Here is a 26,825-nt window from a genome sequence, read left to right on the forward strand (position 1 = left end):
ACAACGCGAAGCGTTGGCCCGGCTACGGGCGCACCTCAGGGATGAGGTGCGTACTAAAAACGCCGGGAGCGTTTTTGAACAACGCGAAGCGTTGGCCCGGCTATGGGCGCACCTCAGGGATGAGGTGCGTACTAAAAACGCCGGGAGCGTTTTTGAACAACGCGAAGCGTTGGCCCGGCGACGGGTGCACCTCAGGGATGAGGTGCGTACTAAAAACGCCGGGAGCGTTTTTGAACAACGCAATGCGTTGGCCCGGCGACGGGCGCACCTCAGGGATGAGGTACGTAGTCGTGCGGGCCGAGCGGCCATGGATGGCTTAACCGACTTTCCGATCTGACCGTGTTCCCTGAGCAGGCTCGATCTCATCGCTAACCGAGCCAGACGTTGCCAGTCTTCTAAGGCCCTTCTGTTCAGAAGGGCTTTTTTATGCGCGGCAGCTGCCAGCTTTACCGATCCCAGTAAGACTCTTCCAGACTGTCTTCCCGCTCCGGCAGACCGCGGGTCAGACGCGGCGAATGCTGATTCAGCACCTGGTAGCTGACGCGGTTAGCATATTTACATACCTGCGCCAGCGATGAGTAGGTCAGATAAGGACGCGTATGTTTGCTGGAGTTCGGCACATTCAGGCTGTGATAGTTGTTGGCGGTGATGTCATGCAGTAACGCCGCCAGCGCACCATCTCCGGCGCCGTTGGTGTTCATGATCTTTTCCGGTCCGCCCATATAAGGCGCGATGTGCGAGAAAATGCGCAGCGGCTGCTGGCAATCCTGCTGCCGCATCACCCGGCTGAACTCATACTGGTTGAATTCAGCAATCGCGCCAGGCAGCAGCGGATGGTTGGTTTTGCGTTTGAACTCTTCTTCGGTGTAACCCGCCATATAGAGCCCAATCGGGCCAGCAGTACACAGCACCAGATCGACCCAGTCCAGCGCCATATTGGCGGCGAGCAGCGGATCGCTTTCGCCGGTCAGCGCCAGCGCTTCCTCTTCATTCATCGCCACGATGCTGACATGCTCGCGCAGGAAATCGCGCCAGAACTGAGGGTTGTCGCCAATCACATGTTTGGTGCCCAGCGTCAGCACCACCGGCACGTTGTGGCGTTTGGCATACTCAATCGCCCGTAACGTTGCCTGTGGCATCGGTTCACCTTCGGCACAGCGCACCAGATAGGAGGTCAGTACCAGCGCAGAGGCTCCGGCGATCACCTCTTCCGGTACGTTATCCGGATGCAGCTGGTTCATCTGGCCGGGGCTGATAGCAAAGGTTCGCTCGCCATGTTCGCCAATCAGCGTAAAGCAGCGTCCAATGGCGCCATCCACGCCCTGCAGATAGTTAAGATCGACCCGGCTTGAGGTGTTACAGAGATAGCGATAGGCGTAGCCGCCAATCTGGATGTTATTGCACATGACGCCCAGCAGCACGGAGCGGTCATCGGCCAGCACCGAGAAATTATGCAGCGTGTTACCGATGGTGCCACCAGCAAACTGATGGGTGATCAGCGCTTCCTGCATCAGCTCGTTGTACAACGCTTCCGCGACGGCATTATCGATAACCAGCGAGTGCCCGGCACTCAGGCCATAACGTGCGAGAAAAGCGTCATCGACTTTGGCTTCGATATCCACCAGCGTCTGGTCGATACCCACCACCCAGCTGCCTGCATCAACATCGTGCTGGGCGGGCTGTAACAGGGGATCGCGTGCGCTGACAGGAAAGTAGTGTTTGGATTTGCGTTTGCCGGGAAATTTCATCGGGAGGTGCCGTCTGGAAAAACAGGCAGAGAATGATATCACACTCTCCGCCTGCGCTTTAACGGCGTGCGTCGACCAGTTGCACCATCATGTCGATATGCGCCTCATCGGCGTTCAGCGCAGGGATATACTCAAACTTCTCACCCCCGGCATGCATGAAGATTTCGCAGTTTTCACCACTGATCTCTTCCAGCGTCTCCAGGCAGTCTGACGAGAAGCCCGGGCTCATCACCTGAACATGTTTGATCCCTTTAGCGGGCAGGCTTTCCATGGTTTTATCGGTGTAGGGCATCAGCCACGGCTCACGACCAAAACGCGACTGGAAGGTCATCATATACTGATCATCACGCAGGCCCAGCGCTTTGATCAGGGCCGCCGTGGTATCCGCACAGCGCTGCGGGTAGTCATCGCCTTCGTTAGCAAAACGCTGCGGAATGCCGTGGAAGGATAATACCAGCAGATCGGGCTGACCGTGCCGCTCAAAGGATCGCTCCACCGTCGCTTTCAGCGCGGCGATATAGGCCGGATGTTCGGCGTAGTCGCGGATAAACTGCACATCAGGCAGCGAGCGGTAATCTTTGAATACCGCGGTCAGGCCATCCCACACTGCCGCCACGGTGGAGCAGGAGAATTGCGGATAGAGCGGCAGCACAATCAGGCGGGTCACGCCCTGCGACATTAGCTTATCAACCGCGCTTTTCAGGCTGGGATTACCGTAGCTCATGCCCACCTCGACGGGCATATCGACCCGTGCCGCCAGCGCATCGCGCTGACGCATGCTGTAAACCAGCAGCGGTGAACCGCCTTCCATCCAGACCGATGAGTAGAGCTTAGAGACGCGCGGCGAGCGAAACGGCAGAATAACGGCATTGAGAACCGGCCACCAGAGCCAGCGCGGCGCATCGACCACGCGCGGATCGCTTAAAAACTGTTTCAGATAGCGTTTAACTGCAGGTGTGGTGGGCGCGTCTGGCGTACCTAAATTAACCAATAATACGCCGGCCTTATCTTGCCTCATTTGAGTTCCTTGATAACAACGGGGATGCGTGAAAACGGGGAAATTGTAGCGGAATTAGTGGGAGGTAAAAGCGATTACTGCAAAAGGGGCCAGTAATACCGGCCCCTGTGAACTTAGCCCAGGATCTTAGCCAGCTCGGCACTGACTTCGGTCACCTTACGGGTGCCGTCGATTTTGTGATAGGCAGTGTTGCCCGCTTCCGCTTCTTTGCTGTAGTAAGCAATCAGCGGCGCGGTCATCTGATGATATTCCACCAGGCGCTTACGCACGGTCTCTTCCTGATCGTCTTTACGCATGGTCAGCTCTTCGCCGGTCACATCATCTTTGCCTTCCACTTTCGGTGGATTAAAAGTGACGTGATAAACGCGGCCTGATGGCGTGTGAACGCGACGGCCCACGATACGCTCAACGATCAGTTCATCCGGTACGGCGAACTCCAGCACGTGATCAACGGTGATCCCGGCCTCTTTCATTGCATCTGCCTGAGGAATGGTGCGCGGGAAACCGTCCAGCAGGAAACCGTTTTTGCAGTCTTCCTGGGTGATACGCTCTTTGACCAGCGCAATCACCAGCTCATCGGTCACCAGTTTGCCAGCATCCATAATGGCTTTCGCCTGGTTGCCCAGCTCGCTGCCTGCTTTTACTGCTGCACGCAACATGTCGCCGGTGGAGATTTGCGGAATGCCATACTTCTCCATGATGAATTGGGCCTGAGTCCCCTTACCTGCGCCCGGAGCTCCGAGCAGAATAATACGCATTGCGTAAATCCCCTTGCGAATCGCATTGATCTATCTTAGAAGCGAAAGAACATACCATTATGACCCGCTCATCACAAGGAAGGGCGCGGATCGCGCAGGGCGACCTGAGCTGCTTTTTGGCCCTGCCCCCTACCCGCCTGGCCTGCCGGACGCTTTTTCAGATTTACCGCCTGAGCCGAGCAGGAATTGCAGTCGTCGGCTCAGATGATGGGTCATATTCACGCTTTTTTTGCCGCTGCCGCGCACGTTAGCATTCAGCAGCAGCCGCGCCTGCTGCGGCCATTTCACCACATCTTCCGCATCTGAAAGCGATGTGATCACGGAGGCCGGGACATTAAAGCTGGCAAACGGCAAACCGGGCTGATGGCAGGAGTTCAGCGGCAGCGGGTCTGACAGGGAGAGCGCATCGACGGTGGCGGCATTGTAAGGCCGCCAGTGCGGATCGTCGAAGCGGCGCAGTGCCTCATGCGTGGCGGTCAGGGTCAGCCCCTGTTCGAAAAGCCGCAGTTCGCTGCGCACCAGCGTACTGAAGTCATGGGTCCGCAACGCCACCAGCACCAGATCGCTGCAGATCTCAGCGTGGCGATCCAGTCGGGTGACAAACAGATGGGCTTCGTCGATCAGTTTCTGATGCAGCACGCTGGCAAAACTCTCGCTCGCCTCCGTCACACCCTGGTTCTGGCAATCCCGCAGCGGACGCACGCGGCCATTGGGCAATTCGACATGCGGTACCAGCATGATGCTGCCCGCGATCAGCGGAACTGCTGGCAGGATGTTGAGTTCGGTTACCGGAAAGTGCGAGGCGTAACGGTGCTGATTGCGCGCCTGCTCCTGCCGCAGAAAGAGCTGAGAAAGAAGGACCTGCGCCACATGCAGCGAGGGCGCGAAGAAGAGATCGAACTGCTCCAGCCGGTAAAAACGTGAGAGCGCCAGGCGTAACCGATGGCGCGCCTCTGCTGAAGTTTCAGAGGATAAAGAGCGGTGTGCCATGGTTGTCTCGCTTCGGGGAGTGTGCGGCGTGAACGCTGGTTAAGCGAGGCGGAATACCCTGAAAAATCACAGATATAAGGCTGAGTCAACCCGCCAGAATTTGCCCTACAGAGTAGGTCAATGCGGCTGGACTTTAAAATGATATAAATTGACAATCCCTGTTAGATTTTTGCACAGGGGAAGAGGATGAACGGACTGCCGCCACTGAGAGCGCTGCACTATTTTCACCAGGCAGCCTTACACAGCAGTTTTAGCGTGGCGGCTGAACATCTGCATGTTACGCACAGCGCCATCAGCCATCAGATTCGCCAGCTGGAGAGCTGGATGGGCAAACCACTTTTTGTCCGCAGCCATGGCCGCGTGAAACTGACCTCACACGGTGAACGTCTGCTGCTGAGCTGTCAGCAGGCGTTCAGTGAGTTGCGCAGCAGCTGCGAAAGCATTCGTACCGGGCTGCTTCAGCAGATTCGGGTCTCCTGCGCCCCCAGCTTTTTGTCGCAATGGCTGATTCCCCGTATCGCCAGTTTTTATCAACGCTATCCGGAGATTGAGGTTCACTTCCAGCCGCTGACGCAGATCTCGCAACTGCGCAGCGAACATGTGGATGTGCTGATCCTCAGTCACGGCGAGCCCCCTGAATCTGACATAGACGCCACGCTGGTCAGCGAGGATGAGATTGGGCCGCTCTGCGCACCTCACTTTGCTTCGCAACTGCGGGTCGGCGAGGATCTGGCCGCGATGCCCCTGCTGCATGCGGATACCCGGCTGCACGCCTGGTCAGAGTGGGCGGACAAAGCTGGGGTCAGTGGCCGCTTTAACGGCGGAAAGCATTTTGAGAGTCTGACACTGGGGATTCAGGCTGCACGAAGTGGTCTTGGCGTCCTGATGGCACCGCGTTTGCTGGTACGCAAAGAGCTGGAGGATGGCACGCTGCTTGCGCCGCTTGGCTTTGTACGCGTCGAGCGGGCCACATGGATGATGACAAAACAGAGCCGTCGGCACGATACGGAGATCAGCCTGTTTCGCGACTGGCTGCAGGATGCCGCAAAACCATAAAAAAAGCCGGTGAGGGTCACCGGCTTGATGCTGTGGCTTTATCAGCCGTCTGAGGCCGGTGAAAACCACCGGCCTGTTACCATTATGCGGTCAGCAACTGGTTCATGCGGCGGATAAACTGGTTAGGATCGTCCAGCGTGCCGCGCTCGGCCAGCAAGGCCTGATCCAGCAGCAGCTCAATCCACTCACCGAAGCGTGCTTCATCCTGCGTATCCGCAACACTTTTCACCAGCGGATGATCCGGGTTGATTTCGAACAGGTACTTCACTTCCGGCACTTCCTGTCCGGCCGCGGCAAACAGCTTCGCCATCTGCGTGGTCATCTCGTTGGCGTCGGTGGTGACAATCGCCGGAGTATCGGTCAGGCGATGCGTCAGACGCACCTCTTTCACACGTTCGCCCAGCAGAGTTTTCACCCGCTCAACAAAAGGCTCCAGCGCTTTTTCCGCCTCTTTCTGCTCTTCAGTCTCTTCATCCGCCAGCTTGCTCAGCGATTCATCCGCTTTGCTGACTGACTGGAAGGTTTTACCATCGAACTCAGTGAGATAGCTCATCATCCATTCGTCGATGCGATCGGAGAGCAGCAGCACCTCAATGCCTTTTTTGCGGAACAGTTCCAGATGCGGGCTGCTCTTCGCGGCGGCATAGCTGTCAGCGGTGATGTAGTAAATCTTCTCCTGACCTTCCACCATGCGGCTGACGTAATCTTCCAGCGAAATGGTCTGTGCTGAACCTTCGCTCTGGGTAGTGGCGAAACGCAGCAGCTTAGCGATCGTCTCCTGGTTAGCGTGATCTTCCGCCGGGCCCTCTTTCAGCACCAGACCAAACTCATTCCAGAAGGTCTGGTATTTCTCGTTGTCATCTTTCGCCAGTTTTTCCAGCATCTGCAGGGTACGCTTCGTCAGCGCGGCGCGCAGACTCTGGGTCACGCGGCTATCCTGCAGGATCTCACGGGAGACGTTCAGCGGCAGATCGTTGGAGTCAATCAGGCCACGCACAAAGCGCAGATAGTTCGGCATAAACTGCTCAGCGTCATCCATGATAAAGACGCGCTGTACGTAGAGTTTCAGGCCATGTTTCTGATCGCGGTTCCACATATCAAATGGCGCACGCGCCGGAATGTAGAGCAGGCTGGTATATTCCTGCTTACCTTCCACCCGATTGTGGCTCCAGGCGACCGGATCGCTGTAATCGTGGGCGATATGCTTGTAGAACTCGTTGTACTCTTCGTCGCTGATCTCAGATTTGTTGCGGGTCCACAGCGCCTGGGCTTTGTTAATCTTCTCCCAGTGTGTCCCTTCGCCTTCTTCATCTTTGCTTTCGATCTCAACCGGCAGCGCGATGTGATCGGAATATTTGCTGATGATGTTGCGCACGCGCCATGCATCCAGGAACTCATCCTCGCCTTCGCGCAGATGCAGGGTGATCTCGGTACCGCGATCGGCTTTCTCAATCTCAGCCAGGGTATATTCGCCCTCGCCTGCGGATTCCCAGAACACGCCTTCTTCGGCTGACGCGCCCGCGGCACGGGTACGCACAGTGACTTTATCCGCCACGATGAATGCAGAATAGAAACCGACACCGAACTGACCAATCAGCTGGCTATCTTTCGCCTGATCGGAGCCCAGGGACTCAAGGAAGGATTTGGTGCCTGACTTGGCGATAGTCCCGAGGTTCTCAATGACCTCATCGCGACGCATACCGATACCGTTGTCGCTGAGCGTAATGGTACGGTTGTCCTTATCAACAGAGAGACGAACGTGCAGCTCGCCATCACCTTCATACAGGCTGGAATCTGACAGGGCACGGAAGCGCAGTTTGTCTGCCGCATCCGAGGCGTTGGAGATCAGCTCACGCAGGAAAATTTCTTTGTTTGAATAGAGAGAATGGATCATCAGGTGCAGAAGTTGTTTTACTTCCGACTGAAAGCCACGGGTCTCTTGTCCTTTCATGGTCATTGCTACCTCAACAAAACAGGTTGAACAAACGTTGAGGTTGATGTGGGGGTGACAGGGAGATTTTCAAGCCGGTGTCTGTCACAACACCGGCAAGTGATTAAAATTTAAACTTCTGGCGGCCCGCCAGTGAATGGGACAGCGTGGTGCCATCAACCATCTCCAGCTCACCGCCCACCGGTACGCCGTGCGCGATACGGCTGGCGTCGACGCCATACTGACCACAGAGTTCCGCGATGTAGTTCGCGGTCGCCTCGCCTTCCACCGTCGGGTTGGTGGCGAGGATCACTTCCTGCAGGGTTTCACTCTCCAGTCGCTGCTCCAGACGATCCAGGCCAATATCAGCCGGACCGATGCCGTCGAGCGGCGAGAGATGTCCCATCAGCACAAAGTAGCGACCGCCAAACTGGCCGGTTTGCTCAATGGCGTGAATATCCGCCGGGCTTTCCACCACGCAGATTTGACCATTCTGCTGACGCCGTGGATTGGCGCAGATGGTGCAAATTTCCTGCTCGGTGAATGTCCGGCAATCGGCGCAGTGTCCAATCTCCGACATCGCCCGGGTCAGCGCCTGCGCCAGCCGCATGCCACCGCTGCGATCGCGCTGCAGCAGCTGGAACGCCATGCGCTGTGCCGACTTCGGCCCAACGCCGGGCAGACAGCGCAGCGACTCCATCAAAGATTCAAGCAGTGGACTGGTTTGCATCAGAACGGCATCTTAAAGCCTGGTGGCAGCTGCATGCCTGAAGAGACAGAAGCCATCTTCTCTTTCTGGGTTTCATCAATGCGACGTGCCGCATCGTTGAACGCGGCTGCAATCAGATCTTCCAGCATATCTTTGTCATCTTCCAGCAGGCTGGGATCGACTTCCACGCGACGGCAGTTGTGCGCGCCGTTAATGGTGACTTTTACCAGGCCAGCACCAGACTCACCGGTCACTTCAATCGCGGCAATCTCTTCCTGAACCTTGGCCATTTTGTCCTGCATCTGCTGGGCCTGTTTCATCAGGTTGCCCAATCCGCCTTTACCACCAAACATAGTTTTCTCTCTCAGCTGAGGCTACAACGCTATCGTTAAGATAGCAGCAGCGTGTTCAAACAGGTCGGATACTCTCCTCATCCAGATCGGCATCAAAAAAGCGCTGCAGCGTCTGGATGTGGGTATCACAGGTGATGGACTGACGCGCCTGCGCCAGTTTCTCTTCGTAAATGGCCTGACGCCATTCAAGTGGCGTCAACACCGATGAATTATCGTCTTCAACTACCGAGAGTTCAACTCTCTGCCCGGCATGCTGACTCAGCGCATCGCTTAATACCTGCTGCGCCGACGGTGAATTAAGGTGACGCTGGCTGCTACGCAAATGCAGGCAGACCCCACTTTCGGTGGTCTCTTTCCAGGCATTTAACGCCAGCTGCTGCACCAGTTTCGGCAGCGGCAGGATCGCAATCTCTGCGGCCCAGGGATCGCGCTGCTGCGCTTCTTCGGCCAGACGCGCCGCCAGCTCAGGGGTTTTCTCATGCTCCAGCGCAGAACGCAAGGCCTTTGGCGTCGCCACCGGCTCCGCCACTTCCACCGGCTGATTAACCGCTTTCCAGCGGTACGCTTCCTCTTTTACCGGGGCGGCAGGCTCGCGATCGCGGATACGCTGCTGACTGCGCTCGGTGACCGAGGCCAGCCGCTCCAGCGCGGAGTTGGCCGGCCGCGCACCTGGCGCTGCCGGCTCACGCTTTTTTGGCTTGTTCGCTCCCTGACGCAACAACTGAGTGCGCGCCTGCAGGAGCTGACTGGTGGAACTGGAGAGTGCGGTGTCAGGTGCAACGTCAGGCGACGGCGAATGCTGCGGTGCAGCATCGGGCGCGGCCATCTGCGGCTGAGCAGCAACCTGCTGCTGCGTCTGCTCCGGCATCTGCTGTTGAGTCTGCTGTGCGACGGGCGACGCGGTGTGCGACGGCGGCGCAGCGGCAGCAGGTGACGGTGAAGCTGGCTGTGCTGCCGGTTGCCGTGCTAGCGGTGATGGGCCGGATGCTGCCGGTGATGTCTGCGCAGGGGCGACAGGCGCCGTCTGCTGAGTTAATGCGGGACGCGCAATGGGTTCAGCTACGGCAGCTTTAGGATGAAACGCCAGTGCACGCAGCAGCGTCATCTCCACACCCATGCGACGATCGGGCGCAATCGGCAGATCCTTGCGGCCCATCAACAGGGTCTGATAATAGAGTTGCAGATCGGCGGGCGGCACCACCCGCGCCAGTTCACGCAAGCGAAGGGCGTTACTCTCATCATCGTCATTAAGCGAGGTCGGCAGCAGTTGCACCATCGCAATCTGGTGCAGCAGGCGCAGCATTTCTACCAGCAGCGCTTCCCATTCCACACCCCGTGACGCGGCCTGGCTCAACAGATTCATCACCTGCTGACCGTCACCGTCGACCAGCGCTTCCAGCAGCCCCAGCGGCTGTTCATCGTCCAGCGTGCCGAGCATGACGCTGACCGTACTGCTGGTCACCGCGCCCTGCCCCATGGCAATGGCCTGGTCGGTAAGGCTCAGCGCATCGCGCATACTGCCATCGGCAGCCCGCGCCAGCAGCTGCAGCGCCCGGGTTTCACTCTCAATCTGTTCCTGCTTCAGAACATGCTCAAGCTGCTGACGGATTTGATCCACATCCAGCGCTTTGAGGTGGAACTGCAGGCAGCGCGAGAGAATGGTCACCGGCAGTTTCTGCGGATCGGTGGTCGCCAGCAGGAATTTAACGTGTGAAGGGGGCTCTTCCAGCGTCTTTAACAGCGCATTGAAGCTGTGACGCGACAGCATATGCACTTCATCGATCAGATAGACTTTGAAGCGGCCACGCGCCGGGGCGTACTGCACGTTGTCGAGCAGATCGCGGGTATCTTCAACTTTGGTACGCGATGCGGCGTCGATCTCAATCAGATCGACAAAGCGGCCCTGCTCAATTTCACGGCAGTTATCACACTGACCACAGGGGGTGGCAGTGATACCGGTTTCGCAGTTAAGGCCTTTGGCCAGCAGACGCGCAATAGTGGTTTTCCCTACTCCGCGGGTGCCGGAGAAGAGATAAGCATGATGGATGCGTCCCAGAGACAATCCATTCGCCAGCGCCGTCAGAACATGTTCCTGACCGACAACATCAGCAAAAGCCTGGGGACGCCATTTTCGCGCAAGTACCTGATAGCTCATGTGGAGTTCGACGAAGTTGGATGGAAAGATGAGCGCAGACGCTCTGCAACCCCTGTATAAGATTGCAGTAGTCTATCAGCTACGCTTTTGGCTGGCACTCGTTATCTTGACGCCGAAGGCGTGACGGCCTCGCCGGATGGCAAGGCCGAAAGAGTGGCTTAGTGGCCGGGGAATTTAACCAGGCTGTAGCTCTCAACGCCCATGGCATTAAGACGCGTTTCTCCGGTCAGATCGAACAGATTAATAATGAAAGCCGCGTCTTTAACTTCACCGCCTGCACGACGAATCAGTTTAACGGTCGCTTCAATCGTCCCGCCGGTCGCCAGCAGGTCGTCAACCACCAGCACCAGATCGCCTGGCTGGATGGCATCTTTGTGCAATTCCAGCTTATCGGTGCCGTACTCCAGCTCATAGGATTCGCTGTAGACTTCACGGGGCAGTTTGCCGGGCTTACGCACCGGAACAAAACCGACGCCGAGGCCTAACGCCACCGGTGCACCAAACAGGAAACCGCGCGCTTCCGTCCCCACCACCTTAGTGATGCCTTTATTACGGTAACGCTCAACCAGCAGCGCAATCGACGCGGCATAGGCTTTGGGATCTTCCAGCAGGCTGGTGACATCGCGGAACAGGATGCCTGGCTTAGGATAATCGGGAATGCTTTTAATGCTGTTTTTAATGAATTCAAGCTGCTGCGCAGTGTCGGTCATAATGATACGCCTGGTAAAAAATTCTGTTTCGCGCAGCTTCAAAAGCGCTAATACCTGATAACAGGCTCAGCGGAAGTCAATTCACAAAGGGAAGCCACGCACGAAGACGCCCAAATCTAAGCAAATGACCGGCTAAATGCAACTTTATCGCGGCGGCGGCGGTGCGTCCGCTGCTTCTGCCACCACCGGAATACGCCACATAAACAGCAGCAGCGCCGCCAGCATGATCAGCAGCATGATGCGTACCCAGAGCTGATGCACCAGGAAGAGTGAGAGACTAAAGGTTGCGACTATCAGGCAGATAGCGCGTACTTTAGCCCCTGGCGGCATCGCGCGATGCTGCTGCCAGTGACGCAGATAGCGGCCAAATGGCGATTTCCACAGCAGCCAGTGATGAAAACGCGGCGATGAACGGGCAAAACACCAGGCCGCCAGCAGCATGAATGGCGTGGTAGGTAATAAAGGTAATACAATGCCCAGCGTCCCCAGCACAATCGCCAGCCAGCCGAGGGTTAATAACAGAATGCGTTGCATGAATGCCGCCCAACTCTTTCCTCATCAGCGTACGTTAGCACAATTGAGCGTCACGCGATGAGTGCGATCGCCATACAACAGCGCCTGCAACAGCTCCTTATCGCCTTGCGGCAGGAGCTTGCCTGCCATTCAGATGGGGTTTGCCGTCTGCCACGTTTTGATACTCAGCTGTTTCGCACCAAAGGCACGCGGCTGGCTGATTACCTGCTGGAAGTGGAACAGAATTTTGCCCGGCTGTGCGACAGCAGCCACGATCTGGCCCGCAGTGCGTGGCTGGCTGAACGCCTGGTCGATCAGATTGCCGCCCTGCAACGTGAGGCGAGTACGCAACAGCTGCGTACCCGACGCGAACAGCCCATCAGGAACCCACGCGCCGCAAAATATCAGGAGTACCGTGAATTTGAACGGCGTTTACTGGCAATGATCGATCAGCGTGAGCAGCGCTTGGCGCTGGCCGAAACGCTGGCGGTACAGCATCAGCTGAAACAGGATCTGGAAACGTTAGAGCAGCGACTGGCACGCTGTCGGCAGGCGATTCGCTCTGTCGAATGGGCCTCTTCGTTGCGCGGCAGCGAATAAAGCGCAGCGTGACAAAAGCGCTCCTATACTGGGTGTGATTCGGCGCGGAGAAGAACCATGGCTTTACTTGTGTGGCTGTTAAGCGGTTTACTGCTGGGGTTGCTGAAGCGTCTGCTGAGGCCGGGACCACCGGGCGGCCTGGTTGCTACCCTGACGCTGTCGATGATCGGTGCACTGATTGGCGGCTATATCGCCACCTATTTTGAACTGGGCACCCTGGCAACGCTGCATATTGGCGCACTGGGCATGGCGATTCTCGGTGCATTAGTGATGCTGCTGGTCGCGGCCCGACTACGTATTTAGGAGAAGAGATGTCACTGGAAAATGCCCCTGACGACGTCAAACTGGCAGTTGATCTGATTCAGCTACTGGAAGAGCATCAACTGCCGGTAGAAACCGTGCTCTCAGCGCTGGCCATGGTGCAGCGCGATTTCGAAAACAAGCGTGATCGCCCATCGGCTTAGTGGTGGGCAGTCAGCGTCGGACTGAGGCGCAGCATATCGATAAAAGCATTGACCAGCGTCGGCGCGTCTCCGGCTAAATCAAAACTGTCCGGCGCAAACAGCCAGCTTTCCATCATACCGTTGACGTAACCGCGCAGGATAAGAGCGGCCTGACGCGTGCTGAGACTGCCCGGAAGTTGTCCGGCTTCGATACACTGGCGCAGCACATCTTCAATTTTGTCGTAGCATTCCAGCAGTAAGCTCTGCTGCATATTCTTCAGCGCCGACATTTCGCCCACAAATTCACATTTGTGGAAAATGATCTCCATCAAGGCGCGGCGCTGCGGATCCTTTGCTGTCGCGTCAAAGATATAGACCAGCATCGCTCGCAACACAGAGAGTGGATCGCCAGGGTATTTTGTCTGATACTCAAGTTCCACATCGTCCAGACCAGCATCACAACGAAGCCATATTTCATGTAATACATCGGCTTTATTTTTGAAGTGCCAGTAGATGGCCCCTCGCGTGACGCTGGCAGCGGTTGCAATATCCGCCAGAGAAGTGGCTGAAACGCCCTGCTGCGAAAACAGAACAATGGCGGCATCAAGAATTTGATGTCGCGTTTCAAGTGCTTGCGCTTTGGTTTTTCGTGCCATAAGGGGCTTTTTTTACAAACAGGTAAGTTTACATACATTTGCGAATGTATGTACCATAGCATGACCTGCGACTTGACACAGCAATGGGTTTTTCAGTTTGTGATCCATTGACCAATTGATATCGGACACTAGAGGTTTATTTATGAATAAAATCAGAGGATTATCGCCTCTGGCGGCCGTCCTGATGCTATCAGGCAGCTTTTTGTTAACAGGATGTGACAACAATAAATCCGAACAAGCCGCCCAGCAACCGCCAGCAGTGGGGGTTGTAACACTGAAAACTGAACCCCTGAAAATCTCGACTGAATTACCTGGCCGCACCTCGGCATATCGTGTCGCCGAAGTCCGTCCGCAGGTTTCCGGTATCATTCTGAAGCGTAACTTTGTTGAAGGCAGCGATGTCAAAGCGGGTCAGTCTCTTTATCAGATCGATCCTGCTACCTATCAGGCCGCCTATGACAGCGCCAAAGGTGATTTAACTCAGGCGCAGGCCAATGCACGCATCGCTCAGCTGACCGTCAAACGTTATAAGCCTTTACTCGGCACCAAATATATCAGTCAGCAGGATTATGACACCGCCGTTGCCACGGCCGCGCAAAACGATGCTGCGGTTCAGGTAGCAAAAGCCAATGTAGAAACGGCCCGCATTAACCTGGCTTATACCAAAGTCACCTCGCCTATCAGTGGCCGCATCGGCAAATCGTCAGTAACGGAAGGTGCGCTGGTACAAAACGCACAAACCACCGCCCTGGCCACTGTGCAGCAACTTGACCCGATGTATGTCGACGTTACCCAGTCGAGCGAAGATTTCATGCGCTTACGTTCAGAACTGGAGTCGGGTCAGCTGAAGCAGAATGATGGCAAAGCCAACGTGACCCTGCTGATGCAGAACGGCAACAGCTATCCACAGACAGGTACGCTGGAGTTCTCTGACGTTACCGTTGATGAAACCACGGGTTCTATCACCCTGCGCGCCATTGTCCCGAACCCGAACCATGCGCTGTTACCGGGCATGTTTGTTCGCGCTCGTCTGGATGAAGGTACCAATCCTAATGCGTTGCTGGTTCCGCAACAGGCGGTAGCCCGCACCCCAACGGGTCAGGCAACGGTCATGGTGGTAGGTGCAGATAACAAAGTGGAAGCTCGTCAGGTCACCACCTCTCAGGCGATTGGCGACAAGTGGTTAGTCACCGACGGTGTTAAAGCGGGTGAACGTGTGATCAGCACGGGTCTGCAGCGAGCCAAGCCGGGCGCACAGGTTACCCCACAAGAAGTCTCAGACGATGCGAAAGCGGCACCCGATTCAAAGCCGCAGTCTGACAAGTCATCGTCATAACAGGAGCCGTTGATTCATGGCTAAGTTCTTTATCGATCGGCCCATCTTTGCATGGGTGCTCGCCATCATCATTATGCTGGTCGGTGCGCTATCGATTCTCAAACTTCCGATTGAGCAATATCCCAATGTTGCACCGCCGGCGATTGAGATTCAGGCCACCTACCCTGGTGCAGATGCTAAAACGCTGCAGGACTCGGTGACCCAGGTCATCGAACAAAATATGAACGGCATTGATGGACTGATGTATATGTCCTCAAGCAGCGACTCATCCGGTACGCTGACCCTGACGATCTCCTTTGAGTCAGGAACAGATGCCGATATCGCGCAGGTTCAGGTGCAGAACAAACTGCAGCTGGCGACGCCGCTGTTACCGCAGGAAGTACAGCAACAGGGGATTCAGGTTAAGAAATCTTCCAGTAGCTTCCTGATGGTAGCGGGCTTCATCAGCGACGATGACAATATGACGCAGAATGATATTTCTGACTTTATTTCATCGTCCATCAAAGACCCGATCAGCCGTACCAAAGGCGTGGGTGATACCCAGGTATTTGGTGCGCAGTACGCGATGCGTATCTGGATGGATCCGCACAAGCTGAACAACTACAACCTGACGCCGGTTGATGTTATCAGCGCCCTGAATACGCAGAACACCCAGGTTGCTGCCGGTCAGTTGGGCGGTACGCCTCCGGTTCCGGGACAGCAGCTTAACGCCTCGATCATTGCGCAAACCCGTCTCACCTCTACCGATGAATTCGGCAAAATCCTGCTGAAAGTGAATGAAGATGGTTCTCAGGTTCGTCTGCGTGATGTGGCAAGGATTGAACTTGGTGCAGAAAACTACGAGATCGTTGCCCGTTATAACGGCAAGCCTGCTTCCGGTATCGGTATCAAGCTGGCCACCGGTGCGAATGCGCTGGATACCGCCAATGCGGTGAAAGAAGAACTGGCCAAATTGCAGCCGACGTTCCCGGCCGGTTTGAAAGTGGTCTATCCGTATGACACTACGCCTTTCGTTAAGATCTCGATTTTCGAAGTGGTGAAAACGCTGATCGAAGCGATCGTGCTGGTGTTCCTGGTCATGTATCTGTTTCTGCAGAACTTCCGCGCCACGCTCATTCCTACCATTGCGGTCCCCGTGGTATTGCTGGGTACGTTTGCCGTTATCAGCGCTTTTGGCTATTCGATAAACACCCTGACGATGTTCGGGATGGTGCTGGCCATCGGCTTGCTGGTCGATGACGCCATCGTGGTGGTCGAGAACGTTGAGCGCGTAATGGCGGAAGAGGGATTACCGCCAAAAGAAGCGACTAAGCGTTCTATGGAGCAGATCCAGGGCGCACTGGTCGGTATCGCGCTGGTGCTGGCTGCCGTATTTATTCCGATGGCGTTCTTTGGTGGTTCGACCGGTGTTATCTACCGTCAGTTCTCCATCACTATCGTTTCGGCAATGGCGCTATCGGTGCTGGTCGCCTTTATTCTGACGCCGGCACTCTGTGCCACCATGCTGAAACCGATTAAAAAAGGCGAGCACGGTAAAACCACCGGTTTCTTCGGCTGGTTCAACCGCATGTTCGACAAAAGCACCAACCACTATGTGGATGGTGTGGGCCACATGGTTCGCAGTACGGGTCGCTATATGGTGATCTATCTGGTGATCGTGGTCGGTATGGCGTTTCTGTTTGTGCGACTGCCCTCTTCATTCTTACCGGAAGAGGATCAGGGTCTGCTGCTGGCTCAGGCGCAGCTGCCTGCTGGTGCAACCCAGGAGCGTACGCAGAAAGTGCTGGATCAGGTGACGGATTACTTCCTGACCCAGGAGAAAGACACGGTTAAATCGGTGTTTACCGTTAACGGCTTCGGCTTTGCCGGTCGTGGACAGAACACCGGTATCGCCTTCGTCAGTCTCAAACCGTGGGATGAGCGTACCGGCAGCGACATGAAAGTACCGGCGATTGCTGGCCGTGCCATGCAGGCGCTGGGCGCGATCAAAGATGCAATGGTCATTCCTTTCAACCTGCCAGCCATTATTGAACTGGGTAACGCGACCGGCTTCGACTTTGAGCTGATCGACCAGAATAACCTTGGCCACGATAAGCTGACGGAAGCGCGTAATCAGCTGTTCGGCATGATTGCGCAGCATCCTGATACGCTGGTTGGCGTCCGTCCTAACGGGATGGAAGATACGCCGCAGTACAAGCTGACGATCGATCAGGAGAAAGCACAGGCGCTGGGCGTATCACTGAGTGATATCAACACCACGCTGGCGGCTTCCTGGGGCGGTTCCTACGTCAATGACTTCATTGACCGCGGTCGCGTGAAGAAAGTTTACGTCATGGGTAAAGCGGACGCCCGCATGCTGCCGGACGACATTGGTAAATGGTACGTGCGCAACAGCAGCGGAACCATGGTGCCCTTCTCTGCCTTCTCGTCAGCGAAATGGCAATATGGTTCACCGCGCCTTGAGCGTTACAACGGTCTGCCTGCGATGGAAATCCTGGGACAGGCTGCGCCAGGCAAAAGCTCGGGTGCGGCAATGGACCTGATGGAAGAGCTGGCGGCGAAACTGCCTGCCGGTATCGGCTATGACTGGACCGGTATGTCCTATCAGGAACGCTTGTCAGGCAACCAGGCCCCTGCGCTCTATGCTATCTCGCTGATTGTGGTCTTCCTGTGTCTCGCCGCACTGTACGAGAGCTGGTCGATTCCATTCTCGGTTATGCTGGTTGTCCCGCTCGGGGTCATTGGTGCACTGATCTTTACCACCCTGCGTGGCCTGAGTAATGACGTCTACTTCGTAGTGGGGTTACTGACAACCATCGGCCTCTCCACCAAGAACGCCATCCTTATCGTCGAATTTGCTAAAGATTTGATGGATAAAGAGGGTAAAGGGCTGATTGAAGCTGCGCTGGAAGCGTGCCGTATGCGTCTGCGTCCTATCCTGATGACGTCACTGGCGTTTATTCTCGGGGTACTGCCGCTGGCGATCAGTACCGGTGCCGGTTCCGGTTCGCAAAACGCCGTAGGTACCGGTGTTATCGGTGGTATGGTCACCGCGACCATACTGGCGATCTTCTTCGTTCCTGTGTTCTTTGTGGTGGTACGCCGCCGCTTTGGCAAGAAAAAAGAAGAATCAGCGAACAGTCATCCGGTTGAGCATAACCAGACTCACTAAGCTGTAAATCATCTGAGGCCGCGCAAGCGGCCTTTTTTTATGCCTGCGATTCTGCCCTTCTCCTTTCCTGTCCCCTTGCTTTTCCTGTCTCACGGACAGTTGCAATCCTGGCCTGTGCATCGCATAATATTGTTATATTATAACATTACATAGGTGTGCATTATGAAAGCGAATATTCATCCTCACTATCGTCACGTGGTCTTCCATGACACATCGGCTGATGTCTGGTTCAAAATCGGATCAACCATCAAAACCGATCGCACCGTGGAGTTCGAAGGCGAAACGCTGCCCTACGTCACCCTGGATGTGTCGTCTGCCTCACATGTGTTTTACACCGGCAAACAGAAAGATTTTGCCAAAGAGGGCAGCACCGCGCGCTTTAACCAGCGTTTCGGGCGCTTTCTTGGAAAGAAATAGAGGAGAGGATCATGCAGGTATTAAGCTCGCTGCGTTCAGCAAAAAATCGCCATCGGGATTGTAAAGTGGTCCGCCGCAAAGGCCGTATTTACGTGATCTGTAAATCGAAGCCGCGGTTTAAAGCAGTACAGGGAAGAAAGAAAAAACGCTAGTTTGTGTCGTGATGACTGGCCGGGCTTGCCCGGCCTTTTTTATGCTTAGTGCATGCTCTTCAGCATCGCATTCACGTTGTGTTTAAAAGCCGCCTGATAGGTGGCTGCGGGGCCAGAGGCCGTGGATAACGCTTCCGGATAGAGCTCACCACCCGGCTCTGCCCCGGTGGCGCTGGCAATCTGTTTTACCAGACGCGGGTCGGTCTGGTTCTCAATGAAATAGCGGTTGATGTGCTGCTGCTTCAGCTGAGTGATTAAATTACCCACGTTGCTGGCACTCGCTTCCGCCTCAGTAGAGAACCCTACCGGCGCCAGGAAAGTCACGCCATATCGCTGTCCAAAGTAACCAAACGCATCATGACTGGTCAACACTTTACGCTTATCGGCTGGCACAGCGTCAAAGGCGGTTTTTGCCCAGCGATCCAGCGCCTGCAGTTGCTGAATGTAATTCTGTCCACGCTGACGAATGGCCGGAGCATCTTCAGGATCGGCTTTGACCAGCGCATTCATCACGTTGGTCGCGTAGATAACGCCGTTCTGCATGCTGTTCCAGGCATGAGGATCGGTAACGGTTTTACCCTCCTCCTCCATGCTGCGAGTGGTGACACCGGTTGAGGCGACAACGGGCTGACCGCGATACCCTGAGGCGCTGACCAGCCGATCCATCCACCCTTCCAGTCCCAGTCCGCTGACAAACACCAGATCGGCCTTCGCCAGCGCCTGACTGTCCTGCGGTGTCGGTTCAAAAGTATGAGGATCGCCATTCGGCCCCACCAGGCTTTTAACCTTTACATGATCGCCGCCGACCTGCTTAACGATGTCAGCCAGCACGGTAAAGCTCGCCACGACATCCACCGTTTTGGCCATCGCCAGAGGCGTGGCAAACAGCGCAGCGAAGGCCAGGCTAACCGGTAATTTTTTCATAGATACCCCTTAAGATTAATGGCGGCGTAAAATTCCGCCGCACGGCCCTGTAAGAATGGAGAAAAAAAACAGCATGGCGGCGCTCAGCACCACAGCGGGACCCGCCGGCAATGAGAAGTGCCAGGAGAGCATCAGCCCGGCCAGCGACGAAATCATTGCCATGAAAATGGCGATAACCAGCATCGCGGCGAGATGGCGACTCCAGAAGCGGGCGCTGGCGGCGGGCAACATCATTAAACCCACCGACATCAGGGTGCCCAGCACCTGAAAACCCGCCACCAGATTCAGCACCACCAGCATTAAAAACAGACCATGCACCAGCGGCGCGTTCCATTTTCCCTGCGCACGCAGGAAGTCGCCGTCAAATGCATCGATGACCAGCGGACGATAGATCACCGCCAGCAGAATCAGCGTAAAGGCAGCGATGCCGCCCACCAGCAACAGCGCTGCGTTGTCTACCGCCAGCAGCGAGCCAAACAGAACGTGCAGCAGATCCACACTTGAGCCGCGTAATGAAACCAGCGTGACGCCCAGCGCCAGTGAACCCAGATAGAACCCGGCAAAACTGGCATCCTCTTTCAGCGGCGTGTAGCGACTGACCGCGCCAGAGAGCAGCGCCACGGCTAAACCAGCGATCAGGCCGCCAACACCCATCGCGACCAGTGACAATCCGGAGATCAGATAGCCAATGGCGGCACCGGGCAGCACCGCGTGTGATAAGGCATCGCCAATCAGGCTCATACGTCGCAGGGAGAGGAATACCCCGAGCGGCGTGGCGCTGACGGCCAGCGCCAGACAGGCCACCAGCGCGCGTCGCATAAAACCAAACTCAATAAAGGGTTGAATCAGGGTCACGGCGCACGACTCCCCAGAGAGGAAGCAGGCAGGCAGGTGCAGTTAACCTCACGTTCATCCATCGACATCACGTTACTGAAGTAGCGCGCCACCAGTGGACGATCGTGCAGCACCACCAGCAGGGTTGTTCCGGCCTGCTGTTGCTGCTCAAGGATCGACATCAGTAGCGTCACCGTCTGGCTGTCAATGCCGTTAAAAGGCTCATCCAGAAGCCAGAGCTGGCTGCGCTGCAGCATCAGCCGCGCAAACAATACCCGCTGCAGTTGTCCGCCGGATAACGTCGCGGGCTGCGCATCCGCATAATCACTCATCTGAACCGCTTCCAGCGACTGCCAGATCTCCCGACGCAGTATCCGGTTAATGCCGCCGAACCAGCCGCAGCGTGGCCAGCAGCCAATAGAGACCAGTTCAAATACCGTCAGGGGAAAGCGGTTCTCAAGTTCGGTGCGCTGCGGCAACCAGCCGATATCCCGGCGTGCAACCTGCAGCTCACAGCGCCCGGCTATCGGTGGCAGTAAGCCAGCAATGGTTTTTAACAGGGTTGATTTGCCGCTACCGTTCGCGCCGACCAGCGCGGTCATCGAGCCGGCTGCGAGCTGGCCGGTAATAGCCGGGGTCACAACCTGTCCCTGGTAGCCCGCGCGAAGCGCGTTAAACAGGATCATGCGCTGATCCCCCATTTTATTGCCACGGCAAGCAGCGTGATAAATAGCAGTGCTACTCCCAGCCGCCCGCCCAGTGACATAAGTAGTCCACTCTGACGCATTACTTCACCATAATGTTATAACATAACAGTAAAGATACCTGATGTTGCTCTCTGTTGAATGTGAGATTGTGTATCAAAAGATAAATATCAGCTGCACGCACTGGCAGACCCGCGCTGGCGGTAAGGCCTGCGGCTGCGTCTGGCAAATCTCAGAAACTGAGAGTTTTGTGCTCAACTGACTTGCAAACCAGTTGCAGAAAACCAATGATAGGTTTATTAACGGTTATAAGTGGAACAGATATGCTGTCACGCATTGAATGTGATATTGCCGCGGGTGAATCGGACTGCGCAAAAATAGCAGAGATTGTTCAGCGGAATATTCTCAAAATAACCGATTTGCTGGTAGGGGATTTACGCTGGTACTCACAAAATGCCCGGTTAGTTCCAGGCAGTTTAAAAATCATTTCGGTTGAATACCAGGATCTGAATAGTTTTAAATTACTTTACGATTTTGACTGGAATTTATTTAGTCCCTGCCTGGATCTAAATGAAACCGTGACGCAGTCAGAACAGGTAAACTTTCACATTAAGCCCGGTGCACTTGAGTTTGATGTGATCGACAATGAGCAACCCTCCCCTGGCGATGAATTGTAATATTTAGTAATGGAGGTGAGCAGAACTAATGGTTTTACACTATCTTTAAGGTATCCCGTTTAATAACTGCCCGAATAATCGCTTCCTGGCCGCGTGATCTTCTCTCGCCGCCCTGCGGCAACTGTGCTAGCTATGGAGGGGAAAAAGATGGACGAATACTCACCGAAACGGCATGATATTGCCCAGCTTAAATACCTTTGTGAGAGTCTGTTTGACGACAGCATGGCAACATTAACCGACAGCCATCATGGCTGGGTTAATGATCCCACTTCTGAAAGCAATCTACAGCTTAACGATTTGATTGAGCATATCGCCTCTTTCACCATGAATTACAAAATTAAGCACGTTGAAGATGAAGCGCTGATTTCGCAAATCGATGAATATCTTGATGATACTTTTATGCTATTCAGCAATTATGGTGTCAATAGTCCGGATCTTCAGCGGTGGCAACGTTCAGCAAAACGCTTATTTAATCTGTTCACTGAAGAGTGCGCTTTTCTCCAGCAACCGAGCCATTCATTATAGTAAAGACATGAGAACGGTTTATTTATGAACAAAACCCTGACTAAAACCGATTATTTGATGCGACTGCGGCGCTGCCGCTCTCTTGATACCCTGGAAAGGGTGATTGAAAAAAATAAGTATGAATTACCGGAAGATGAATTAGCGGTATTTTACTCAGCAGCTGACCATCGCCTGGCGGAACTGACGATGAACAAGCTCTACGATAAAGTCCCGGGTTCAGTATGGAAATTTGTCCGTTAATCTGATCGCTTACGGCTCAGTTTTACCCCAATAAAGTACCGGATAATCCTGCCTGCCGGCAAAGGATCGGCCCAGGCGGGTTTTGCCTGTCTGCAGCTTAGGGGGAGAATATCGAAGGGAGAAAGTGGTGGGGGCCCTGCCAGCTACATCCCGGCACACGCGTCACCTGCTACGGCTGCTTCCTTCCGGATCTGACCGAGTTCACAAGCTAGCATTGCGGGAGAACCAACAGGGCCCCCATTGACAAGCCCTCTTTACGAGAGCGGGGGCATTATCTGGGAAGGAGGTGGCAATTGCAAGCGTAGTCGGGACAACCGTTGTTTTCTTGAACAACCACCGCTTTTACGCTTTCTCCGCATTTTCCCCGTGCTAAAGTTAAAACCCTTTTTCCTGATGAAATAAGTACATGAATCAGCCAGACACTTTCCAGCAACGCATCTGGCAAATTGTTGCCGCTATTCCGGCTGGCCGCGTCACCACCTATGGCGACGTGGCGCTACTGGCCGGTTCTCCGCGCGCGGCGCGTCAGGTTGGTGGCGTGCTGAGCCGCTTACCCGAGGGCACTACCCTTCCCTGGCATCGCGTCGTAAACCGACACGGCACAATTTCTCTTCAGGGTGACCGTCTGTTGCGGCAGCGGGATGCACTGGAGGCGGAAGGTATAGAGGTGAGTGACGACGGACAGCTCGATCTCGAAATTTATCGCTGGCGATTTTAGACAGGGTAAAAAGGGCGACAATGTCGCCCCGAAATGAGTTTACAGACGGGTTGGAGCAGGAACCGCAGCAGACGGCGTCACCTGAGTCGGTGAGGTCGAAGGAACGGTGGTCGCTGCGCCCGGCTGGGTTGGCATCGCCATAGACGGTACCGGTACCAGCAGCAGCTCTGCTTTGGTGCCACCCTGGTTAATCACTGGCTTCACGCCTTCAGTGATAAAGGCCAGCTTACCGTCGATTGAGATGGCTGCGCTTAACAGAATGCGTGCATCAGGCTTGATGTCGGCTGGGTTAAACGGCAGCACGAACTGGAACGGTGCCTGTTTGCCTTCGGTTCGCACCACGCGCTGCGACAGCACTTTTGATGGTGCATCGGCGACGGACGCATCAGAGAGCGTCACGGTTAATACCGCATCCGGCGGCAGCGCAATGCGCTGGCGGATAAAGACTGAACCACTTACGTTGGGCTGCGCAATCGCCGCCGTCTGTCCTGCAACTGCAGAACCCAGAGTTGGCGTTGGCACGGGTTTACTCTTGTCGGCGCATCCTACAACAGCAACCGCCATAACTACTCCACTGAACACATGCCTGAGTTTCATTGATGTCGTCTCCATTTGATCAAAATGATTGTCGGCAGCGAATCCTGCTTACAGCGCTTCACTCGCCGTATGTCCTTAATGTTGGCACAAAAATGAAATTTTGCCTGGCACCGACAATGGAGAAAGTCTGATTGACGTCAACTGGTCCGATCTTTCACACTGAGCAGGTCACTATATTGAGGAACGCGCCATGAGTCAGGCACTGCAAAATCTGCTGAATTTATTAAATCTGGAAAAACTGGAAGAGGGTTTATATCGCGGCCAGAGCGAAGATATTGGCCTTCGTCAGGTGTTTGGCGGTCAGGTGGTGGGTCAGGCGCTGTATGCCGCAAAGCAAACCGTGGCGGAAGATCGCATTATTCACTCTTTTCACAGCTATTTTTTGCGGCCCGGCGATAGTCAGAAAGCGATTATTTACGATGTTGAAACGTTGCGTGATGGCAAAAGTTTCAGCGCACGTAGAGTCAGTGCCATTCAGAATGGGCAGCCGATTTTTTATATGACCGCCTCGTTCCAGTCACCGGAAAGCGGCTTTGAACATCAGAATCCGATGCCACAGGTGGCGGGGCCAGAGAATCTGTTAACTGAACAGGCGATGGCGCAGAAAATGGCGCATCTGCTGCCAGAAAAGCTACGTGAAAAATTCATTGCTGAGCGTCCGCTGGAGATCCGCCCGGTACAGATTCACAATCCTCTCCGGGGACATGTGGATAAGCCGGAGCGCCAGGTCTGGATCCGTGCCACCGGCCCACTGCCCGACGACTTACGTATCCATCAGTATCTGCTCGGCTATGCTTCCGATCTCAATTTCCTGCCGGTCGCGCTCCAGCCGCACGGCAAAGGCTTTTTAGAGCCGGACATGCAGGTCGCCACTATCGACCACTCAATGTGGTTCCACCGCCCGTTCGACTTCAGTGAATGGCTGCTCTATAGCGTAGTCAGTACTTCGGCGTCAGGCGCACGGGGTTTTGTCTGGGGCGAGTTCTACAATCAGCAGGGTGTGCTGGTGGCCTCAACGGTTCAGGAAGGGGTGATGCGTCAGCGCAGCGAATAAAAAAAGGGGCGATTACTCGCCCCCGATTGATCTTTTCACTGCCTATCCATTACTGGTTGTAAGCATTCTCGCCGTGGCTGTTTACATCCAGACCTTCACGCTCATGCTCTTCCGGAACGCGCAGACCGACAATCAAATCAGCCAGCTTGAAGCCGATGAAGGCGACAACGCCCGACCAGACGATAGTCAGGCCCACGCTGAAGAGCTGTACCCAAACCTGATGGCCCATGGTGACACCCTCTGCATAGCCTACGCCGCCCAGTGAAGAGGAGGCAAACACGCCAGTCAGGATACAGCCGACAATGCCGCACACGCCATGCACGCCGAACACATCGCAGGGATCATCCACGCGCAGCCATTTTTTCAGGGTGGTCACGCCCCACAGTCCCGCCAGTCCGCCAACCAGACCGATGATTAATGCACCGCCGACGCCGACGTAACCACAGGCAGGCGTAATCGCTACTAATCCGGCAATAAAGCCTGAACAGGCACCCAGCAGCGAAGGCTTACCACGTACCGCCCACTCGCCAAAGGTCCATGACAACACGGCGCCCGCTGTTGCGACAACGGTGTTGAGGAAGGCCAGCGCCGCGATTTCGTTTGCTGCAGAAGCAGAACCGGCGTTGAAACCGAACCAGCCGACATACAGAATGGCGGTGCCGGTGAATACCATGGGCAGGTTGTGTGGTTTGAAGGCCTCTTTACCAAAGCCGGCACGTTTGCCCACCAGATAAGCGCCCACCAGACCGGCGACAGCGGCGTTAATATGCACCACGGTGCCGCCAGCAAAGTCCAGCGCGCCATCCTGTGCCAGGAAACCGCCAGCCCACACCATGTGCGCAATAGGCAGGTAAGCCAGGGTCAGCCAGACGCCGACAAAAATCAGTACGGCAGAGAAACGGATGCGTTCTGCGATAGCACCGACAATCAGGCCCACCGTGATACAGGCAAACGAGGCCTGGAACGCGACATGAATATATTGATAGAAGCTGCCCATGACGGCGGTCAGCTGAATGTTTTTCAGCATCACCCAGTTAAAGCTGCCAAAGAAGGCGTTGCCTTCACTGAACGCCAGTGAATAGCCGTAAACCATCCATAATACGCAGACCAGTGAGAAGGTGACGGCAACCTGGGTCAGCATCGACAGCACGTTTTTACCGCGAATCAAACCACCGTAAAACAGCGCGATACCTGGAATTGACATAAACAGCACCAGCGCGGTGCAAATCATCATAAATGCGTTATCAGCCTTGTCCGCAACGGCAGGCGCAGCCATTGCGAGTGAGGGTAACAGTGCCAGGCTGGTGAGGCCCAACTTAGCGAAAATTTTATTCATTTTTATTCCATCCCATCACAGTACTGAGTCTTTATTACAGAGCGGCTTCGTCGGTCTCGCCGGTACGAATACGGATGACGCGCTGCAGTTCAGCTACGAAAATTTTACCGTCGCCAATTTTGCCGGTGTAAGCCGCTTTACTGATGACATCCACCACTTCGTCTAACTGATCGTCGGCAATAGCGATATCAATTTTGACCTTAGGCAGGAAGTTCACGCTGTACTCTGCGCCACGATAAAGCTCTGCATGGCCCTTCTGACGGCCAAAACCTTTCACTTCGGAGACGGTCAGTCCCTGAATGCCGATAGAGGATAAAGCTTCACGTACATCCTCCAGCTTGAATGGCTTAATTACGACGGTAACCAGCTTCATTGGATCCCCTCCAGCGAGTAAATAGGTAACGTTTACGGACACGCAGGGATATAAGCAAAGCCTGTGCCAGAGTGTGAAAATGACGGTAATCCGTTGTTCAGGCGAGACGCGACAAGGGATGCTTTAA

Annotated in this window: 30 protein-coding genes, 1 other RNA gene and 1 other annotated feature; of the genes, 13 read left to right on the forward strand and 18 right to left on the reverse strand. The window is 55.2% G+C overall.

The genetic code is table 11. From position 1 onward, the window contains the following. Nucleotides 1-446 precede the first annotated feature (446 nt). From ACX8ZY_RS14990 to ACX8ZY_RS15005, 4 genes are all read right to left on the reverse strand, one after another. Nucleotides 447-1,748: an inosine/guanosine kinase gene (locus ACX8ZY_RS14990; protein WP_158131941.1), complete on the reverse strand. Its 1,302-nt coding sequence runs from the start codon at nt 1,746-1,748 to the stop codon at nt 447-449. Between the two features lie 58 nt (nt 1,749-1,806). Further along, the gene (gene hemH / locus ACX8ZY_RS14995; protein ID WP_406548668.1) at nt 1,807-2,766 is read right to left on the reverse strand and encodes a ferrochelatase; all 960 of its coding nucleotides are present in this window, start codon (nt 2,764-2,766) and stop codon (nt 1,807-1,809) included. A 113-nt stretch (nt 2,767-2,879) separates the two neighbouring features. Next, nucleotides 2,880-3,524, reverse strand: coding sequence for an adenylate kinase (gene adk, locus ACX8ZY_RS15000; protein ID WP_010671225.1), 645 nt, complete (start codon nt 3,522-3,524; stop codon nt 2,880-2,882). 129 nt (nt 3,525-3,653) lie between these two features. After that, nucleotides 3,654-4,514 (reverse strand): DUF6024 family protein, encoded by an 861-nt coding sequence (locus tag ACX8ZY_RS15005; protein ID WP_010255933.1) that lies wholly within the window; start codon nt 4,512-4,514, stop codon nt 3,654-3,656. A gap of 186 nt (nt 4,515-4,700) precedes the next feature. Here ACX8ZY_RS15005 and ACX8ZY_RS15010 point away from each other — a divergent pair, with 186 nt between their 5' ends. Further along, a complete protein-coding gene (locus ACX8ZY_RS15010; RefSeq protein WP_022626103.1) occupies nt 4,701-5,570 on the forward strand; it encodes a LysR substrate-binding domain-containing protein in 870 nt (289 codons plus the stop codon). A gap of 82 nt (nt 5,571-5,652) precedes the next feature. Here ACX8ZY_RS15010 and htpG read toward each other — a convergent pair whose 3' ends face one another. The 6 genes from htpG to ACX8ZY_RS15040 all read right to left on the reverse strand — a co-directional run bounded on the left by htpG (nt 5,653) and on the right by ACX8ZY_RS15040 (nt 11,961). Next, entirely contained in the window at nt 5,653-7,527 is a 1,875-nt protein-coding gene (htpG, locus tag ACX8ZY_RS15015; RefSeq protein ID WP_421665062.1) for a molecular chaperone HtpG, read from the reverse strand. Nucleotides 7,528-7,624: 97 nt separating this feature from the next. Next, entirely contained in the window at nt 7,625-8,230 is a 606-nt protein-coding gene (gene recR, locus ACX8ZY_RS15020) for a recombination mediator RecR (RefSeq protein WP_003850420.1), read from the reverse strand. Continuing rightward, a complete protein-coding gene (locus ACX8ZY_RS15025; protein ID WP_003850423.1) occupies nt 8,230-8,562 on the reverse strand; it encodes a YbaB/EbfC family nucleoid-associated protein in 333 nt (110 codons plus the stop codon). Before ACX8ZY_RS15025 ends, recR begins: the two co-directional genes overlap by 1 nt. A 55-nt stretch (nt 8,563-8,617) precedes the next feature. Beyond that, nucleotides 8,618-10,717 (reverse strand): DNA polymerase III subunit gamma/tau, encoded by a 2,100-nt coding sequence (gene dnaX / locus ACX8ZY_RS15030; RefSeq protein WP_158131943.1) that lies wholly within the window; start codon nt 10,715-10,717, stop codon nt 8,618-8,620. Beyond that, nucleotides 9,215-9,276, reverse strand: a sequence feature (DnaX frameshifting element). It overlaps the preceding gene by 62 nt. Before the next feature lie 158 nt (nt 10,718-10,875). After that, a complete protein-coding gene (gene apt, locus ACX8ZY_RS15035; RefSeq protein ID WP_010671221.1) occupies nt 10,876-11,427 on the reverse strand; it encodes an adenine phosphoribosyltransferase in 552 nt (183 codons plus the stop codon). Nucleotides 11,428-11,571: 144 nt separating this feature from the next. Further along, a complete protein-coding gene (locus ACX8ZY_RS15040) occupies nt 11,572-11,961 on the reverse strand; it encodes a DUF454 family protein (RefSeq protein ID WP_010255914.1) in 390 nt (129 codons plus the stop codon). Nucleotides 11,962-12,018: 57 nt separating this feature from the next. On the opposite strand from ACX8ZY_RS15040, the gene priC reads away from it, so the two are divergent. From priC to rsmS, 3 genes are read left to right on the forward strand one after another with little or no spacing between them, the layout of a single operon-like run. Next, entirely contained in the window at nt 12,019-12,540 is a 522-nt protein-coding gene (gene priC / locus ACX8ZY_RS15045; RefSeq protein ID WP_010671220.1) for a primosomal replication protein PriC, read from the forward strand. Nucleotides 12,541-12,597: 57 nt separating this feature from the next. Then, nucleotides 12,598-12,843 (forward strand): GlsB/YeaQ/YmgE family stress response membrane protein, encoded by a 246-nt coding sequence (locus ACX8ZY_RS15050; protein ID WP_033779646.1) that lies wholly within the window; start codon nt 12,598-12,600, stop codon nt 12,841-12,843. Between the two features lie 8 nt (nt 12,844-12,851). Beyond that, nucleotides 12,852-13,004, forward strand: coding sequence for a pleiotropic regulatory protein RsmS (gene rsmS, locus ACX8ZY_RS15055; RefSeq protein ID WP_010255907.1), 153 nt, complete (start codon nt 12,852-12,854; stop codon nt 13,002-13,004). Here the strand turns inward: rsmS and acrR are convergent. After that, a complete protein-coding gene (gene acrR / locus ACX8ZY_RS15060) occupies nt 13,001-13,639 on the reverse strand; it encodes a multidrug efflux transporter transcriptional repressor AcrR (RefSeq protein WP_010255906.1) in 639 nt (212 codons plus the stop codon). The two genes, rsmS and acrR, sit on opposite strands and share 4 nt — an antisense overlap. Nucleotides 13,640-13,781: 142 nt before the next feature. Here acrR and ACX8ZY_RS15065 point away from each other — a divergent pair, with 142 nt between their 5' ends. From ACX8ZY_RS15065 to ykgO, 4 genes are all read left to right on the forward strand, one after another. Next, nucleotides 13,782-14,975 (forward strand): efflux RND transporter periplasmic adaptor subunit, encoded by a 1,194-nt coding sequence (locus ACX8ZY_RS15065; protein ID WP_010255904.1) that lies wholly within the window; start codon nt 13,782-13,784, stop codon nt 14,973-14,975. A 16-nt stretch (nt 14,976-14,991) separates the two neighbouring features. Beyond that, nucleotides 14,992-18,147, forward strand: coding sequence for a multidrug efflux RND transporter permease subunit AcrB (locus tag ACX8ZY_RS15070; RefSeq protein WP_010255902.1), 3,156 nt, complete (start codon nt 14,992-14,994; stop codon nt 18,145-18,147). Nucleotides 18,148-18,309: 162 nt separating this feature from the next. After that, on the forward strand, nt 18,310-18,564 hold the full coding sequence (locus ACX8ZY_RS15075; RefSeq protein WP_010671219.1) for a type B 50S ribosomal protein L31: 255 nt from the start codon (nt 18,310-18,312) through the stop codon (nt 18,562-18,564). 11 nt (nt 18,565-18,575) lie between these two features. Beyond that, complete coding sequence (gene ykgO, locus ACX8ZY_RS15080; RefSeq protein ID WP_167422916.1) at nt 18,576-18,716, forward strand: type B 50S ribosomal protein L36; 141 nt, start codon at nt 18,576-18,578, stop codon at nt 18,714-18,716. Nucleotides 18,717-18,761: 45 nt separating this feature from the next. Here the strand turns inward: ykgO and ACX8ZY_RS15085 are convergent, their stop codons facing one another. From ACX8ZY_RS15085 to ACX8ZY_RS15095, 3 genes are read right to left on the reverse strand one after another with little or no spacing between them, the layout of a single operon-like run. Then, nucleotides 18,762-19,640 carry a metal ABC transporter substrate-binding protein gene (locus tag ACX8ZY_RS15085; RefSeq protein ID WP_010671218.1) on the reverse strand — a complete coding sequence of 293 codons (879 nt, stop codon included), beginning with the start codon at nt 19,638-19,640 and terminating at the stop codon, nt 18,762-18,764. A 15-nt stretch (nt 19,641-19,655) separates the two neighbouring features. Beyond that, on the reverse strand, nt 19,656-20,495 hold the full coding sequence (locus ACX8ZY_RS15090) for a metal ABC transporter permease (RefSeq protein WP_159227156.1): 840 nt from the start codon (nt 20,493-20,495) through the stop codon (nt 19,656-19,658). After that, a complete protein-coding gene (locus ACX8ZY_RS15095; protein WP_421665063.1) occupies nt 20,492-21,160 on the reverse strand; it encodes a metal ABC transporter ATP-binding protein in 669 nt (222 codons plus the stop codon). The genes ACX8ZY_RS15090 and ACX8ZY_RS15095 overlap by 4 nt, the downstream gene beginning before the upstream one ends. 341 nt (nt 21,161-21,501) lie before the next feature. Between ACX8ZY_RS15095 and ACX8ZY_RS15100 the strand changes: the two genes are divergently transcribed. The 3 genes from ACX8ZY_RS15100 to ACX8ZY_RS15110 all read left to right on the forward strand — a co-directional run bounded on the left by ACX8ZY_RS15100 (nt 21,502) and on the right by ACX8ZY_RS15110 (nt 22,620). Next, on the forward strand, nt 21,502-21,855 hold the full coding sequence (locus ACX8ZY_RS15100) for a hypothetical protein (protein ID WP_010255885.1): 354 nt from the start codon (nt 21,502-21,504) through the stop codon (nt 21,853-21,855). Nucleotides 21,856-22,002: 147 nt separating this feature from the next. Then, nucleotides 22,003-22,380 carry an Hha toxicity modulator TomB gene (gene tomB / locus ACX8ZY_RS15105; RefSeq protein ID WP_003850455.1) on the forward strand — a complete coding sequence of 126 codons (378 nt, stop codon included), beginning with the start codon at nt 22,003-22,005 and terminating at the stop codon, nt 22,378-22,380. A 24-nt stretch (nt 22,381-22,404) separates the two neighbouring features. Then, on the forward strand, nt 22,405-22,620 hold the full coding sequence (locus tag ACX8ZY_RS15110; RefSeq protein WP_003850458.1) for an HHA domain-containing protein: 216 nt from the start codon (nt 22,405-22,407) through the stop codon (nt 22,618-22,620). 134 nt (nt 22,621-22,754) lie between these two features. Here the strand turns inward: ACX8ZY_RS15110 and ffs are convergent. Further along, nucleotides 22,755-22,851: signal recognition particle sRNA small type (gene ffs, locus ACX8ZY_RS15115), an RNA gene on the reverse strand. Nucleotides 22,852-23,026: 175 nt separating this feature from the next. Between ffs and ACX8ZY_RS15120 the strand changes: the two genes are divergently transcribed. Next, nucleotides 23,027-23,338, forward strand: coding sequence for an MGMT family protein (locus tag ACX8ZY_RS15120; RefSeq protein WP_421665064.1), 312 nt, complete (start codon nt 23,027-23,029; stop codon nt 23,336-23,338). A gap of 39 nt (nt 23,339-23,377) precedes the next feature. Here the strand turns inward: ACX8ZY_RS15120 and ACX8ZY_RS15125 are convergent, their stop codons facing one another. Then, nucleotides 23,378-23,935: a YbaY family lipoprotein gene (locus tag ACX8ZY_RS15125; RefSeq protein WP_010255881.1), complete on the reverse strand. Its 558-nt coding sequence runs from the start codon at nt 23,933-23,935 to the stop codon at nt 23,378-23,380. Nucleotides 23,936-24,125: 190 nt separating this feature from the next. Here ACX8ZY_RS15125 and tesB point away from each other — a divergent pair, with 190 nt between their 5' ends. Continuing rightward, nucleotides 24,126-24,989: an acyl-CoA thioesterase II gene (tesB, locus tag ACX8ZY_RS15130; protein ID WP_459260233.1), complete on the forward strand. Its 864-nt coding sequence runs from the start codon at nt 24,126-24,128 to the stop codon at nt 24,987-24,989. 49 nt (nt 24,990-25,038) lie between these two features. On the opposite strand, the gene amtB is transcribed toward tesB, so the two are convergent. Beyond that, nucleotides 25,039-26,325 (reverse strand): ammonium transporter AmtB, encoded by a 1,287-nt coding sequence (amtB, locus tag ACX8ZY_RS15135; RefSeq protein ID WP_010255877.1) that lies wholly within the window; start codon nt 26,323-26,325, stop codon nt 25,039-25,041. Nucleotides 26,326-26,359: 34 nt separating this feature from the next. Beyond that, nucleotides 26,360-26,698: a P-II family nitrogen regulator gene (gene glnK / locus ACX8ZY_RS15140; protein WP_003850469.1), complete on the reverse strand. Its 339-nt coding sequence runs from the start codon at nt 26,696-26,698 to the stop codon at nt 26,360-26,362. Nucleotides 26,699-26,825: the final 127 nt, after the last annotated feature.

Source organism: Pantoea sp. XAF26B01_ASV70 (genome assembly GCF_054512635.1).

Bases quoted from the DNA above. Each gene is read 5' to 3' on its own strand.
- ACX8ZY_RS14990 (WP_158131941.1), bottom strand. From the start codon at position 1,748: ATGAAATTTCCCGGCAAACGCAAATCCAAACACTACTTTCCTGTCAGC.
- hemH (WP_406548668.1), bottom strand. From the start codon at position 2,766: ATGAGGCAAGATAAGGCCGGCGTATTATTGGTTAATTTAGGTACGCCA.
- adk (WP_010671225.1), bottom strand. From the start codon at position 3,524: ATGCGTATTATTCTGCTCGGAGCTCCGGGCGCAGGTAAGGGGACTCAG.
- ACX8ZY_RS15005 (WP_010255933.1), bottom strand. From the start codon at position 4,514: ATGGCACACCGCTCTTTATCCTCTGAAACTTCAGCAGAGGCGCGCCAT.
- ACX8ZY_RS15010 (WP_022626103.1), top strand. From the start codon at position 4,701: ATGAACGGACTGCCGCCACTGAGAGCGCTGCACTATTTTCACCAGGCA.
- htpG (WP_421665062.1), bottom strand. From the start codon at position 7,527: ATGACCATGAAAGGACAAGAGACCCGTGGCTTTCAGTCGGAAGTAAAA.
- recR (WP_003850420.1), bottom strand. From the start codon at position 8,230: ATGCAAACCAGTCCACTGCTTGAATCTTTGATGGAGTCGCTGCGCTGT.
- ACX8ZY_RS15025 (WP_003850423.1), bottom strand. From the start codon at position 8,562: ATGTTTGGTGGTAAAGGCGGATTGGGCAACCTGATGAAACAGGCCCAG.
- dnaX (WP_158131943.1), bottom strand. From the start codon at position 10,717: ATGAGCTATCAGGTACTTGCGCGAAAATGGCGTCCCCAGGCTTTTGCT.
- apt (WP_010671221.1), bottom strand. From the start codon at position 11,427: ATGACCGACACTGCGCAGCAGCTTGAATTCATTAAAAACAGCATTAAA.
- ACX8ZY_RS15040 (WP_010255914.1), bottom strand. From the start codon at position 11,961: ATGCAACGCATTCTGTTATTAACCCTCGGCTGGCTGGCGATTGTGCTG.
- priC (WP_010671220.1), top strand. From the start codon at position 12,019: ATGAGTGCGATCGCCATACAACAGCGCCTGCAACAGCTCCTTATCGCC.
- ACX8ZY_RS15050 (WP_033779646.1), top strand. From the start codon at position 12,598: ATGGCTTTACTTGTGTGGCTGTTAAGCGGTTTACTGCTGGGGTTGCTG.
- rsmS (WP_010255907.1), top strand. From the start codon at position 12,852: ATGTCACTGGAAAATGCCCCTGACGACGTCAAACTGGCAGTTGATCTG.
- acrR (WP_010255906.1), bottom strand. From the start codon at position 13,639: ATGGCACGAAAAACCAAAGCGCAAGCACTTGAAACGCGACATCAAATT.
- ACX8ZY_RS15065 (WP_010255904.1), top strand. From the start codon at position 13,782: ATGAATAAAATCAGAGGATTATCGCCTCTGGCGGCCGTCCTGATGCTA.
- ACX8ZY_RS15070 (WP_010255902.1), top strand. From the start codon at position 14,992: ATGGCTAAGTTCTTTATCGATCGGCCCATCTTTGCATGGGTGCTCGCC.
- ACX8ZY_RS15075 (WP_010671219.1), top strand. From the start codon at position 18,310: ATGAAAGCGAATATTCATCCTCACTATCGTCACGTGGTCTTCCATGAC.
- ykgO (WP_167422916.1), top strand. From the start codon at position 18,576: ATGCAGGTATTAAGCTCGCTGCGTTCAGCAAAAAATCGCCATCGGGAT.
- ACX8ZY_RS15085 (WP_010671218.1), bottom strand. From the start codon at position 19,640: ATGAAAAAATTACCGGTTAGCCTGGCCTTCGCTGCGCTGTTTGCCACG.
- ACX8ZY_RS15095 (WP_421665063.1), bottom strand. From the start codon at position 21,160: ATGATCCTGTTTAACGCGCTTCGCGCGGGCTACCAGGGACAGGTTGTG.
- ACX8ZY_RS15100 (WP_010255885.1), top strand. From the start codon at position 21,502: ATGCTGTCACGCATTGAATGTGATATTGCCGCGGGTGAATCGGACTGC.
- tomB (WP_003850455.1), top strand. From the start codon at position 22,003: ATGGACGAATACTCACCGAAACGGCATGATATTGCCCAGCTTAAATAC.
- ACX8ZY_RS15110 (WP_003850458.1), top strand. From the start codon at position 22,405: ATGAACAAAACCCTGACTAAAACCGATTATTTGATGCGACTGCGGCGC.
- ACX8ZY_RS15120 (WP_421665064.1), top strand. From the start codon at position 23,027: ATGAATCAGCCAGACACTTTCCAGCAACGCATCTGGCAAATTGTTGCC.
- ACX8ZY_RS15125 (WP_010255881.1), bottom strand. From the start codon at position 23,935: ATGAAACTCAGGCATGTGTTCAGTGGAGTAGTTATGGCGGTTGCTGTT.
- tesB (WP_459260233.1), top strand. From the start codon at position 24,126: ATGAGTCAGGCACTGCAAAATCTGCTGAATTTATTAAATCTGGAAAAA.
- amtB (WP_010255877.1), bottom strand. From the start codon at position 26,325: ATGAATAAAATTTTCGCTAAGTTGGGCCTCACCAGCCTGGCACTGTTA.
- glnK (WP_003850469.1), bottom strand. From the start codon at position 26,698: ATGAAGCTGGTTACCGTCGTAATTAAGCCATTCAAGCTGGAGGATGTA.